This window comes from Staphylococcus sp. ZWU0021 (assembly GCF_000798895.1).
GTDB classification, from domain to species: domain Bacteria; phylum Bacillota; class Bacilli; order Staphylococcales; family Staphylococcaceae; genus Staphylococcus; species Staphylococcus saprophyticus.
The window spans coordinates 350,422-364,751 of the sequence record NZ_JTLN01000005.1; the positions used below are offsets into that span (position 1 = coordinate 350,422).

Sequence of the window (14,330 nt, forward strand, 5' to 3'; positions counted from 1 at the left end):
AAGCTAGCCACTTATCAAGTGTCCACCTTGTATCGCGTGTGTTGCAAAATCATTACGCACACTAACTTTCAATACGCTTAACAATTAACAGGTAACTCATCTGTTTTTAATTAATTCTTTTTCTGATTTACTTTTTTCAGACATTTCATGTTGTCGATCGTTGCGTTCGATTTCATGGTTAATGTCTTGATTTATATTTTGTTTATTATTATCACACGCATAGTTAAAGTTCGTTGCTTGGACGATGTATTTTGGACGTTGTTTCACTTCATAATAAATACGTCCAATATATTCGCCTACAATACCAATGGATATCAACTGTATCCCACCGAGTAATAAGATAGCGGCAATCGTAGAGAAATAACCTGGCGTTTCCACACCACGAATCATAATACCGACTGAAATGTATCCTATATAAAGTAAACTAATAAAGAACACGATAAGCCCGAGATATATCATGGCCCGTAATGGTTTATTATTAAAAGAAATTAAGCCATCTATACCGTAATTTAATAATTTACTAAATGACCATTTTGATTCGCCATCTTCACGCTCTACATTTTCATACGTAAACACTTTGGTATTATAACCAATCCACTCATATAATCCTTTTGAAAAACGATTATATTCATCTAATTGTGTGAGTGATATAACAGCACGTTGACTCAGTAATCTAAAGTCTCCAATACCGTCTTCTAGTTTAATATCTTCAACAAAATGATTAATTAATTTATAATAAATTTTAGTCATTACTTTTCTGGATTGCTTTTCACCAATTCTATCACGCTTAGCTATCACTTGATCGTAACCGTCCATATAACCTTCAATCATCTGAGGGATGAGTTCCGGCGGATGTTGTAAATCGGCATCTATCATAATCACACCATCACAGTCTTTACTATGTTGGTAGCCAGCTATCATTGCAGATTCTTTACCAAAGTTTCGGCTAAATGAAATAAATTTCACGTGATGATCTTTTGTAGCCATATCTTGTATATAATTAATTGTTTTGTCTTTACTACCATCATCTACAAATAATATATCGTAGTCATAGTGATGGTACTGACTATCTTTCGATAAAATCTCAGTCAATTTTTCATACGTTTTTAAAATCACTTCACCTTCATTATAACAAGGTACTATAACTCTCATTTGCATACCTAAACACCTTCATTTCAATTACTTCAATTTTACTTTATCAATTCCCACCTACATCATGCTATCTAAATCAATTAAATTTACACAATCTTTATATAGCCTTAATGTTCAATGGTAAAACTTAATGTATATGCTTAGTTTCTGCCTTTGCTTAAATTAACACGTTCATGTCAATTTAATGTTCATAAACTCAGTAAAAACGATTTTTTACTCAATTAATCATATTGACTGAAATTTAAAATGATTAAAGATATAAATTGTTACATTAAGTCTATCAACTATTGGAATTATTTGAAAACAATAACCATTGCAACAATAAATAAAGGGAGTGGGACAGAAATCAAATTTTTTAATAGAGATTTCGTAGTCCCACCCCGGCAAGGATGACTAGGATTGAAAAAAGCTTGATATAAGCGTATTTTCAATTCAGTCATCTACTGCCTAAACGAAAAAGAGTCTGGGACAACTATTTATGTCCCAGACTCATCTTTCGTTTATTTTAATGTACCGATGCGTACTTCATCTGGATCTTTACCTTGTCTTTCATCACGATTCATTGCATCAATTTCTGCGATATCTGTGAGCTCAAGATTAAAATCGAAGATATCATAATTTTCTTTAATACGTTCAGGTGTCTTTGATTTTGGAATAATAAGTCGGTTATGTGCAAGGTGCCAACGTAACACAATTTGAGCCGGTGTCTTCTCATAGCGTTCTGCTAGTTTTAAAATGACTTCATGTTCAAGTAAACCTCGATTTCTCATCAACGGCATCCACGCTGTAACAGCAATATCTTTACTATCACAGTATGCTTGCAGTTCTTGTTGATTAAAGTAAGGATGTACTTCAATTTGATTCACAGCTGGCACGATATCTGTTTCACTCATTAATTTCTCTAAATGGTGTTGTTTAAAGTTACATACACCAATCGCACGTATTCTACCCGCTTCATATAATGCCTCCATAGCTTTATAACTTTCTATAAATAAGTCATCTGCTTCACATGGCCAATGTATTAAAAATAAATCTAAGTAATCAGTACCTAAATTTTCAATAGATTTAGTAAAAAATTCAATTGTACGGTCATAACCCTGATAATCATTCCATAATTTTGATGTGATAAATAAATCTTCACGCGGAATGTCAGCTTTTTTTAATGCATTGCCTAAGGCTATTTCATTTTTATAAAAATAGGCAGTATCAAATGCACGATAACCAGCATCTAGTGCTGTTGCTACTGAAACATTCATTTCGTCATCAGTAATTTTATAGACACCTAATCCAACTTTCGGCATAGGATAACCGTTGTTTAAATAATATACGTCTTCTAACATAATTCAAACCCCTTTTCATTTATGCTTCTAAATCCTGCACATATTACCAATACTGTTATTAAAATACACTATATCATCTTTTCATATATATAAAAATCAAAAAACCCCAACAAAGCATTGATGCTTTGTCAGGATTTCGTATAACTATTCCATCTGAAACTGGAATTAGATTAATCGTTTTCTTCTTCTTCTTCAAGTTCTTCTATAGTTGGTCTTGTTTTATTATGTTCTAATTCTAAAATAACTGTGATAATTTGATGATTATCAATTTCTGAAATAACCCATCTATCGTATTCAGTATCCACATAATCATTTTGCTGTAAATTGGTATTATGTGCTTGTAACCAACCGCCAATGGTATCTATATCTTCTGAATCCTCAAATTCAATGCCAAGTTGATCGTTTAAATCATCTAATAACACACGACCATTAATTTGGTATCTATTTTCCGTTACTTTAACAATATCATTGACTTCATCATCGTCAAACTCATCACGGATTTCACCAACAATTTCTTCTAATATATCTTCCATTGTCAAGATACCAGCAGTACCGCCATATTCATCAATTATCAAACTAATATGAACATGTTCACGCTGCATACGTACCAGCGCATCACTAATACGTGTTGTTTCTGAAATCATAGGTAAATCATGAATGTAGTTACTTACTTTAATTTGTTTACCTGAAGCATATTCTGTTAAAAATTCTTTAACATTAATAAAGCCTTTCACATGGTCTTTATCTCCATCTGCTGTGATTGGATAACGTGTGAATTGATGTTCTTTAATCGTTTCTAACAATTCGTCTACATTAAATGGCTCATTCATTGTAATCATTTGTGTACGGGGAACCATGATATCTTTAGACTGTCTTTCATCGAATGAAAAAATATTTTGCATATAAGCTAATTCTGTTTGATTGATTTCTCCACCGTTATAGCTATTATTAATTATGATTTTTATTTCTTCTTCTGACATTGCATCGTTATTCGCATCTGGGTCAACGCCGAACATACGAATAATCATCCTTGCTGAACCATTCATTAACCAAATTAATGGTTTCATAACGACACCAAAATAATAAAGTGGTCTTGAATATAACAATGCTAATTTTTCAGTATGTTGAATCGCTAATGTCTTCGGTGCCAACTCACCCAATACTACGTGCAAGTATGTCACGATAATAAAGGATACGATAAATGAAATTGTAGTAGTTAAAGCATCTGGTAAATGAATCAGTTCAAATAATGGATGCAATAATTTGTCGAAAGTTGGTTCACCTAACCAACCTAAACCTAATGACGTTACTGTTATACCGAGTTGACATGCCGATAAGTAATAGTCTAGATTTTTTATCATTTTTTTAACTACGCGTGCGCTACCATTACCTTCCGCAGCGAGTTGATCGATTCTTGTACTACGCACTTTTACTAAAGCAAATTCCGATCCTACGAATACCGTTGTTAATGCTATTAAAAGAAAAAATATTACTAAATTCATTATGGTCACTGTTTCCAATTAGTTCCCTATTTCTAGGGATTCACCTCCATATTTCGTGTCACAAAAGGTGACCGAACATAAGTATTTTTTTTATTATGCATGACTATGTTGAATACTAAATCCTCCCCATTGCGACACCTCCCTAAAAATACGCATTTCTTTTATTTTATCATAATGAATACAGTTCTTGTTATTTACATGCTTAAAAATCAATATTCTAACATAACATTTAAACCTAAATGACAACTTAAGTCAACTTTTGTAATTAATCCATTCTTAAAATCAATTTTCAAAAAGATTTATTATTACATTAAAGTACTGATTTAAACTTGTGAATCTTACCAGATTTAATCGTTGCTAGCACGTCGATATCGTCATTGACTATGACAATATCTGCATCTTTCCCAATTTCCAAACTGCCTGTTTGTGTATCGATATTTAAAGCTATCGCTTGGTTTAGACTCGTTACACGCCATAAATGATCTAATGTATCACCTGTAAAGTTGATTAAGTTTTTCAAGCCGGTATTCATTTTCAATATACTTCCCGCTAATGCGCCAGAAGCTAAACGCGCCTCGGACCCTTTAACAATTACATTTTGCCCACCTAAATCATATTCTCCATCAGGCATGCCTTTAGCTCTCATAGCATCTGTGATTAAAAAGAAGCGCGCATTCCCTTTTTGTTTATAGGCAATTTTAACGGCTGCAGGATGTGAGTGAATACCATCAACAATCAATTCCGTACTTAATTGATCATTCAACCAAGCAGCACCAAAGACCCCTGGCTCTCGGTGTTCAAATGATGTTCCTGCATTATAAAGATGTGTAACATGTTTGGCACCATGTGCAACAGCACCATTTACCTCATCAAAAGTAGCGACTGTATGTCCAATTGAAAATTGAATCTCTTTATGTAATGCCTCTAGTGTTTCATGCGCACCTTCAACTTCTGGTGCAAAGGTAATTACTTTTATTTGATTATTAGCTGTGGTTTGAAATTGTTCAACTTTTGCGACAGTAGGTCTTTGAACATAAGCTGGATTTTGTGCGCCTACTTTATGTTCAGATATAAACGGTCCTTCTAAATGTACACCGACAATAGTTGCTGCATTGTATTGATCTTGCGCTTTTTGGTAATTCACTATATTTTCTAATGCTTTCGTGATGTTTTCATCAGATTGCGTCATTGTCGTCGCTAGATAACTCGTAGTTCCTTCTGACAATAGTGATTCAGATAAATGTTTCAACCCATCATAAGAAGCATCCATAGCATCTTCCCCATATCCACCATGCATATGAATATCTATAAATCCAGGTATAATATGTTGTCCTTGCGCATCAATTGTTGTTAAATCTCCGTGATAGTCTCCCGATTTAATTTCAGTTATTTTCTCATTGTTAATAACGAGGTAGCCTCGCTCTATTGTCTCTGTCTCAGTATAAATCCGTCCATTTTCAATAACATATTCGCTCATTTTTTCAACCTTCTTTAAGTTTATTTACTCTATGCATCTTTATTGCAGTCTTTATTCACATTTTACCAAATCAAGTGCCAATATTATATTCAAAAGTTTTTAATCCTAAAATTCATAAAACAAAAAAGCCAGAAATCGCACTCATGACATGAGACGTTTCTGACTTTTTTAATCTAAGCTATTACGATAAATCTACTTTACTCATTCATAGCTTCTGAAGATTGTATTTCATCTTGCGTTAATTTTGGTTTTAATAAACCATAAATGATTGCTGCCACGATAGCGCCAACAATTATTGCGATAAGTGATTGCAACACATGACTAAAGTCCGTACCTAAGATGACGATAATTCCACCATGTGGTGCTTGAATTGAAGAGCCTAGGCCTAATGCAATGGCACCGGCTACACCTGAGCCAACCATCATTGATGGGATAACTCTAAGTGGGTCAGCGGCTGCAAACGGAATGGCACCCTCTGTAATAAAGGACAAGCCCATTACATAGTTTGGTACAATAGAACCTTTTTGTTCTTTGGTGAATTTTTTACGGAAGATTAACATCGCTGTCGCAATAGCAAGTGGTGGCACCATACCTCCAATCATTGCTGCCGTGATAGGTGCTGCATTTCCTTCTGTTAATGCAGCTACTGAGAACACATAGGCCGCTTTATTAAACGGTCCTCCCATATCAATTGCCATCATTGCACCGACGACTAATCCGAGTAACATAATATTCGTGCCAGATAAACTTTGTAAACCATTCAATAATGTATTATTCAACCAAGAAGCTGGTGGATTAATCACATAAATCATAAGCAAACCAGTAATAGACACAGACAGTACTGGGAATATTAACGTTGGTTTCAATCCTTCTAATGATTGTGGCATACCACTTGTTAATTTCTTAATGCCTAATGTTAAGTAACCTGCTAAGAAACCTGCAATGATACCACCGATAAATCCAGAATCTCCTGTACTAGCAAGCAAACCACCTACAAGTCCTGATGCAAAACCTGGTTTATCCGCAATACTACGTGCAATGTAACCGGCAAGAATAGGAATAATAAACATGAATGCACTCTTGTTACCTATATTCCACAATTGCTCAGCAAAGGCATTGTATTCAGAACTCTTTGGATCAAATGAATTTGCGCCAAATAAGAAAGCAATCGCCATTAAGATACCACCAGCAATAACAAGTGGTAACATATTAGAAACACCATTCATCAAGTGTTTATATATTGTGTTACCTACACCTTGTTTTTCATTACTTGCTGCGCCTTTATTTCCCGTATTACCACCTTTAGCTACAAATGGTTTACGCGAAGTATCTTGCGCTAAATGAATTAATTCTTCTGGACGTTTAATCCCATCTGCTACAGGTACTTCCACGACATTTTTACCATCAAAACGATCTGTTTCAACATGTACATCCGCTGCTACGATGACACCTGTTGCGTTTTGGATATCCTCGTCAGTCAGGTGATTCTTAATACCACCTGAGCCATTTGTTTCTACTTTTATTTTAACGTTCATTTTTTCAGCTTGTTTTTTCAAAGCATCACGTGCCATATACGTATGCGCGATACCGGTTGGACACGCTGTTACAGCTAAAATGTATGGCTCGTTTGAATCCGTAGTTGAAGCAGGCGTGCCTTGTGCTTCTGCGGCTTCTTCTTCCGTTGCTTCATCATCAGCTTTATCGATAATGTTAAGGACTTCTTCTGGTGACTCCGCATGTAATAATGATGCTCTGACATTTTCATCCATCAGAATTCCAGATAATTTAGCTAAAGCATCTAAATGTGTTTGAGCACCGCCTTCAGGTGCTGCAATCATAAAGAATAAATGTGCTGGTTGCATATCTAAACTTTGATAATCCACACCTATTTTAGACTTACCAAATGCGATTGCAGGTGTATTAACTGCAGCTACTTTAGCATGTGGAATCGCTATACCTTCACCAATACCTGTTGTACTTTGGGATTCACGATTATGAATCGCTTCTTTAAAACTTGTTAAATCATTCAATTTACCTGCCTGATTCAGCTGATTGACTAATTCATCGATAACACCATTTTTGTCTGAAGCTGATAAATCCATAGCAATTGTATCTTTTGTTAATAACTCAGTAATTCTCATATTACTCACTCCCACCTAATGTCGTAATAACGACTTGCTTTTTAATATCTTCAATCGCAGTTGCTGTAGCCAAATCCTCGTTAAATGCTGTAGCGGTTCCAGCAGACACTGCTTGTTTAAATGCTTCTTTAATTGGCAATCCAGCCTCAAGACCGGCAACCATACCAGCAACCGTACTATCTCCTGATCCTACTGTATTAACTACGTGACCGTTAGGCACAATGGCTTTAAAGCTCTGTTGTGCATCGACATAAACTGCGCCTTCACCGCCTAACGAGATAATGACCGATTGCGCACCCCTTGTTAATATTTCAGTCGCATACTTGATTACATCTTGATCAGTCTCAATCGTAGTGTTGAACATCACTTCTAACTCGTCTTTATTCGGTTTAATAAATAAAGGATGATACCCTAATACCGATTCAACTAAATCTTTTTCTGCATCAACCACTAGTTTGGCTCCCGTTGCATTAGTGATTTGAGCAATTTGTTCATATGCATCATTCGGTACACTTTTCGGAATGCTCCCAGCAACTATAACCGTATCCTCTTTTGTGGTTTTTTTAATTTGTGTTAACAATGTTTCGAACTGTTCATCTGTTATTTGCGGTCCAGGTGCATTAATTTCTGTTTCTTTCCCAGTTTTTAATTTAACATTAATTCTTGTATCTTCATTAACTTGTACAAAGTTCGTACCTATATCTGATTTAGCTAATGTTTCTGCGATAAATTGACCAGGAAAACCACCCGCAAATCCAAGTGCCGTTGATGATACATCAAGTGTTTTAAGCACTCTTGATACATTAATGCCTTTACCGCCTGCAAATTTATATGTTTCCATGGCGCGATTTAATCCATTAAGTTCAAAATCATTTGCGAACATAATGTAGTCAATAGAAGGATTAAAAGTTACCGTATAAATCATAATGTGCCTCCAATAAAATTATATTGACCAGCAAACAGATGAAATTGTTTAAGTGATTGTGCCTTTTTGGAAGTAATGATTGAAACCCCTTCTTCTAAAGGTACATGTGCAAAATAAACTTTTTCGTATTTATCGTGGTCTATCAATACATAAACTTGTGTGCCTAATTGCATGGCATGATGCTTTATAATTGCTTCTTGTTCATCTGGTGTCGTCAAACCATATTTCAAATCAATACCATTCATTCCTAAAAACACTTTATCAAATCGATAACGACGCAATGTTTCTAAAGCGCTCGCACCAACGGTTGCAAATGTTGTAGATTTGACTTCCCCACCGATAATCAGTGTTCTGATGCCATGTTTTAATAGTTCTTCAACATGTGTTAGGCCGTTTGTAACAACAATAATGTCACTCGCTTTGATATAAGGAATCATTTCCAATGTTGTTGAACCGGCATCTAAAAACACACAATCTCGATTTTCAATTTGACTTGCTGCCAGCCTACCAATTTCTTGTTTCTCCCTTAAATTGGTACTTCTTTTATCCGCCAAGTTAGGTTCTAATGCAGATGATTGATTTAGCGTTGCACCTCCATGTACTCTTTTGAGTTTCCCGAATTTCTGCAATTTTGATAAATCACGCCGAATTGTTGAAGCACTACAACCTGTGCGTTCAATTAATTCTTGTAAAGTTAAAAAATCTTGTTTTGACAATTCAGTCAAAATTAGTTCATGGCGTTTTTCCGTTATCATCGCTTCACCTCATCTCAATGTCATTATAATGTTTACGCTTTCTTTTTTCAATCATTTTTCGTCAAAAACAATCAAAAACAGTCATATACAACCTTAAAAGTTCTATTAATTGTCATTTTTAGTTATTAGCAAATAAAGCACTACGTTAATTTTTATCATCGCAAACTTAATCTTTTATCGTTTGTATAATATGAACAAACATGCTATTTGCTCATCTAAAACCTAATACTCGTTTGTAGTTCATCATGTGGTTGCAAATTGAGTTATCTTAAATACTTATATACAAAAAATGACAGACAGCAATCTATATATAATCAGATTCCTGTCTGCCCCTTTGTTATTACATGCTTTTATTTATGTATGACTTCGACGACCTTTGCCTTCGTCACATTAATTAAGTCTCTAACATCTATTTTAATCTGTGTGCCACGTTCACCACCACTTACATAAAGGGTATCGATGTCCATTGCTTGTTGATCTATTATCGTTGGAAATGCGCGTTTCATACCAATAGGTGAGCAACCACCCCTGATATATCCAGTAACTTTTTTCAAATCATCAAGTGGCATTAAATGCAGTTTCTTCTCTCCCACCGCGTGCGCTGCCGCTTTCATATCTAAAGATTCGCGAACTGGAATAACAAACACAAAATGAGCGTGATTTGTATTCTCAAGTACAAGGGTTTTATATACAAGACCGGGATCCACGCCTACCTTTTCAGCTACACTTTCGCCATCCATATGTATTTCTGAAACTTCATAAGTATTAACTTCATACGGTATTTTACTTCGGTCAAGCATTCTCATTGCATTGGTTTTCTTTTGCTTCATTATCAATCACTCCATATGACTTTTAAAAAGACGTCATTACATTAAACTTTTTAGCTAATGCTTTTTTAAATTCATCGTCATTTAATTTAGCTTCAGTTTTTTTATAAACTCAACTAACTCATCATGCATTGATTCATCTTTTAAAGCGTACTCTATCGTCGTTTTTACAAAACCTAATTTTTCACCAACATCATAACGGTCGCCCTCAAAATCATATGCATAGACTTGATCTGCTCTGTTCAAGCGTTCTATGGCATCAGTGAGTTGAATTTCTCCGCCTGCACCCTCGCCTTGCGTAGCTAAGTAATCAAAAATATCAGGCGTTAGAACATAACGCCCCATAATAGCTAAATTAGAAGGCGCAGTGCCTTGTTTTGGTTTTTCTACAAATTCATTCACTTCATATTTTCTACCAAACTTTTGTAGTGGATCAATAATACCATAACGATGTGTTTGTGCTTCATCCACCTCTTGAACACCGATGACAGATTTCCCAGTTTCTTCATAAGCTTCAATCAGTTGCTTAATAGCTGGATTATCTGATTCAACGATGTCATCACCTAATAAGACAGCAAATGGTTCATCACCAATAAATTGTCTTGCCGAATATATTGCATGACCTAGTCCTTTTTGTTCTTTTTGTCGAACATAAAAAATGTTTGCAAGTTCTGTAGAATATTTAACTTTTTCTAATAAATCTGTTTTACCTTTTTCCTGAAGAATCATTTCTAATTCCTTTTGATTATCAAAATGATCTTCAATGGCACGTTTGTGTTTACCTGTCACTATAATAATATCTTCGATGCCTGCTCGTGCCGCTTCTTCTACTATGTATTGAATCGTAGGTTTATCTAAAATAGGCAACATCTCTTTGGGCATCGCTTTCGTAGCTGGTAAAAAACGTGTACCCAATCCAGCAGCTGGTATGATTGCTTTCTTTATTTTTCTCAAAACGCTCATCCTTTTCCTATTAATATTTATGACTACTACCAGAAAATAAACTATCCAATTTATTTTTTATTCATTACTATCATCATAACATTGATATGAGTGTCTTTATACTGATTTCCCTAATATAGAAGGAAGTGAGACAGAAAACAAATTTTTTAATTGAGAATTCGTAGTCCTACCTATGTAAACAAGACAAGGGTGACTATGGTAATGGTTTACTTGAGCTAAAGCACATGCATAAGAACTACTAATTTTCATAAATTAAAAAAGTAGTTCTTTAAAGAAGTGGGACTTTACATTTTCAATTCAGTCATCTACTGCCTAAATGAAAAAAGCCTGAGATATATATTTGTCCCAGACTTCTATATTTAATTTAATGAAGGTTGCTGTATAACATCCCCGGATTTACTAACAACAACTTTATAATCTCTTTGTGTTTTATATTCATGAAAAGTATAGTACATGCCGTCCTTAGATTCTTTAACCTTTTTCAAAACGACATTTTCCCCTAGGTTATCTACAGCATGCTTTTGTGCAATCACTTCAGATTCTTGAGGAGAGATACTCGAATGTAACGGTGATTGATTGTCATTCACTACATACGATTTATCAAATATACTCGCTTGATTGTCTTCACTTACAGTTACTCTGTAATACGTATTTGGTTTTGCTTCATTTTTAAATGTAAAAATATAATAATATACACCTTGGCAAGTGCTATCGATACCATAATCGTTATATGGATTAGATTTATGATTGTCATGATTCACAAGCGTCTGTGCTTTATTTAGTGCTTTAGAAAATTGCGGTAAGTTCGCTTGTCCCGTTTCGTTCTCTTTTAAATCGTGCGTCGTTAATTTGGCAATAGGTTGATAGTTTGTTGTATTATATGGCGCTTCATTTTTTTCTTCTTTCATCGCTGCCTTAATTGAATTCTTATCTTTTTGTTTTGCTTTGTCCTTAGCTTCAGCATTTTGTTCTCCAACTGAAATACTAGAAATCGTTTCATGTACTTTTGCAAGCGCTTGTTGGTTTGTAGCTATAAAAAGAAGAAAACCTAAACAGCAAGCAAGAAGGAACGCCATAATCGTTAACATTAAATTTTTCAAGTTCATCCCCTTACTTACATTTATTACTTTTCTTATCATGTTAGCACAGATTATTCTATAAACACTTAAATAGAACACAATTTAAAACAAATGTAATCTTTGTTACATGAATATTACGTAAGTCTAGCTTATTTAATACAAGTGTCATATTCGTTTTCAGTTTTTAGTATTAGCCTTATGACATAAACACTTAAATGATTTATTTCTGAAAACAGTCATTCACTATCCCCTTTTTACATAAATAAACCCTTCACAGTTTCCACTTTTTAACGTCAACTCTGAAGGGTACATCTGCATATTCAACTTGTTCTTGTTTAAAATTTAAATATTACTGAAGCGTGATCTAATCATTTTTTCTATAAATATAACGAACATACCTAATACCATTACTAATACTGACATATATAAGGGAAATTCGAAATTGATATCATATAATGTGCCTGCTACAAGAGGCCCGATAAAGTTGCCCATACTGGTAAATGTAGAATTCAGCCCACCTGCGAAACCTTGTCGATTTCCAGCAATATTAGAAAAATAGTTTGTAATCGCTGGTCGGATCATATCGAATCCGATAAACACGATGAAACTAATAATCATAATTGACCAATAGCTATGAACAAATGTCAGTGCCAATAAAATGATAGCAGAATAAAGTAATGCATAAGTGATAAATGTTAACTCTTTGAAATGTTTCATGAATTTATCAAAGAAAAACACTTGGAATATTGCGCCGGCTATCCCACCACCAGTAATCGCGAATGAAATATCTAATGGTGAATAGTGTGCTTTATCTGCTGTGTATAATGGGAATAGCGTTTCAAAAGCAGATAGGCCAAAAGCGAGTACAAGTGTCAAGATAATTGGTGTCAGAAATACTTTCCAATTAATTTTTGATAGTAATTCTGGTTGATATTGAGTGAAACCATCTTGCGTACTGTTCTTTGGATTTTTGATTAATGCAATCGATAAGATTAATGCCACACATCCACTAAAACCAGCCACATAAAACGGTAATCTATGTGAAAATTCTGCTAGAAATCCACCCATCCCTGGTCCTAAAATGAATCCCGAATTAATAATTGCTGACATATAGCCGAAATTTTTCGCTTTATCTCTACCTACAGAAATATCAGCAATCATTCCTGTTACCCCCGGCATAACCATACCAGCACTAAATCCACCTAGTATTCTAGAAACGATTAAAAGTGAGAACGTATGACTTGCAGCGAATAAGAATTCTGAAATAGCAAAAAGACCCAAACCTATACAAATAATCAGTTTTTTACCTAATTTATCTGCCAGCGTACCACCAAATGGTGAAATAATCATTTGTGCTAAAGCAAAGACAGCAACGAGTATACCTAAGTCACTACCTTTTAAGCCTAAGTCTTTCAAATAAACCGGTAATACCGGAACAACTAAACCAATACCTAAAAAGACAAGAAAAATATTAAAATATAATATAATAAATTGCTTATTCACGTTTCTCACTCCATTCTTTTTTAATATATAAATTGCTGGCTATTTATAACATTGATAAAACCTTAATATTACAACATTCTATAACAGTTCTATAGCAAATGACAATAAAAAATATTTACTATAAACACTATTATACAAACTCTTAATAAGAACTTGTATAATAGTGGTGTAATCCATTTTCAGAACGGAGGTTTCTTATGATTTATCAAGTAGACGGCAAAACGATTGTTTTAGTATTGGAACAGGGTGAAGATATTGTAGAAGCTGTAACTGATATTGCTAGAGAACAAAATGGTAAGTTTGGCACAGTCAGTGGTATTGGCGCTTGTTCAAGCGCAGAGCTCAACTTTTATAATCTAGAAACACAAACATATGAGAAGAAATTAATTGATGAACCATTTGAATTAATCGGTTTAATGGGCAACATTTCTCATATTGATGAACAGCCCTTTGCACATTTACACGCAACATTTGGAACCAATCAATATGAAACACTTAGTGGTCATTTAACAAAAGCCGTTGTATCTGCAACTGCTGAAATTATCATTACAATGACTAATCTAGACATCAATCGTAAACACAATGAAACCATTGGTTTGAATCTGTTAGATTTATAAATAAAATGTGCTTACCTTTATTTTTAAATCATTCACTAACTATGCAACC

The 14,330-nt window shown here is 34.4% G+C and carries 12 protein-coding genes; 1 reads left to right on the top strand and 11 read right to left on the bottom strand.

The annotated features are described in order from the left end of the window. Positions 1-96 precede the first annotated feature (96 nt). From L987_RS02370 to norA, 11 genes are all read right to left on the bottom strand, one after another. Positions 97-1,158 carry a glycosyltransferase family 2 protein gene (locus L987_RS02370; RefSeq protein ID WP_011303667.1) on the bottom strand — a complete coding sequence of 354 codons (1,062 nt, stop codon included), beginning with the start codon at positions 1,156-1,158 and terminating at the stop codon, positions 97-99. 494 nt (positions 1,159-1,652) lie between these two features. Continuing rightward, positions 1,653-2,492, bottom strand: coding sequence for an aldo/keto reductase (locus L987_RS02375; RefSeq protein WP_002483956.1), 840 nt, complete (start codon positions 2,490-2,492; stop codon positions 1,653-1,655). A 170-nt stretch (positions 2,493-2,662) separates the two neighbouring features. After that, positions 2,663-4,012, bottom strand: a complete 1,350-nt coding sequence (locus L987_RS02380; RefSeq protein WP_047502739.1) for a hemolysin family protein — start codon at positions 4,010-4,012, stop codon at positions 2,663-2,665. 292 nt (positions 4,013-4,304) lie between these two features. Next, the gene (gene nagA, locus L987_RS02385; RefSeq protein WP_047502741.1) at positions 4,305-5,471 is read right to left on the bottom strand and encodes an N-acetylglucosamine-6-phosphate deacetylase; all 1,167 of its coding nucleotides are present in this window, start codon (positions 5,469-5,471) and stop codon (positions 4,305-4,307) included. Between the two features lie 197 nt (positions 5,472-5,668). Beyond that, positions 5,669-7,612, bottom strand: coding sequence for a PTS fructose transporter subunit IIABC (locus L987_RS02390; protein WP_011303670.1), 1,944 nt, complete (start codon positions 7,610-7,612; stop codon positions 5,669-5,671). 1 nt (position 7,613) lies between these two features. After that, a complete protein-coding gene (gene pfkB, locus L987_RS02395; protein ID WP_047502744.1) occupies positions 7,614-8,537 on the bottom strand; it encodes a 1-phosphofructokinase in 924 nt (307 codons plus the stop codon). Beyond that, entirely contained in the window at positions 8,534-9,292 is a 759-nt protein-coding gene (locus L987_RS02400; protein ID WP_011303672.1) for a DeoR/GlpR family DNA-binding transcription regulator, read from the bottom strand. The genes pfkB and L987_RS02400 overlap by 4 nt, the downstream gene beginning before the upstream one ends. A gap of 350 nt (positions 9,293-9,642) precedes the next feature. Beyond that, positions 9,643-10,122, bottom strand: coding sequence for a Cys-tRNA(Pro) deacylase (ybaK, locus tag L987_RS02405; RefSeq protein ID WP_011303673.1), 480 nt, complete (start codon positions 10,120-10,122; stop codon positions 9,643-9,645). Positions 10,123-10,203: 81 nt separating this feature from the next. Then, positions 10,204-11,073, bottom strand: coding sequence for a UTP--glucose-1-phosphate uridylyltransferase GalU (gene galU / locus L987_RS02410; protein ID WP_011303674.1), 870 nt, complete (start codon positions 11,071-11,073; stop codon positions 10,204-10,206). Between the two features lie 368 nt (positions 11,074-11,441). Then, entirely contained in the window at positions 11,442-12,182 is a 741-nt protein-coding gene (locus L987_RS02415; RefSeq protein ID WP_011303675.1) for a hypothetical protein, read from the bottom strand. Between the two features lie 321 nt (positions 12,183-12,503). After that, a complete protein-coding gene (norA, locus tag L987_RS02420; RefSeq protein ID WP_011303676.1) occupies positions 12,504-13,664 on the bottom strand; it encodes a multidrug efflux MFS transporter NorA in 1,161 nt (386 codons plus the stop codon). Between the two features lie 197 nt (positions 13,665-13,861). Here norA and L987_RS02425 point away from each other — a divergent pair, with 197 nt between their 5' ends. Next, positions 13,862-14,281 (top strand): PPC domain-containing DNA-binding protein, encoded by a 420-nt coding sequence (locus tag L987_RS02425; RefSeq protein WP_047502748.1) that lies wholly within the window; start codon positions 13,862-13,864, stop codon positions 14,279-14,281. Positions 14,282-14,330 lie beyond the last annotated feature (49 nt).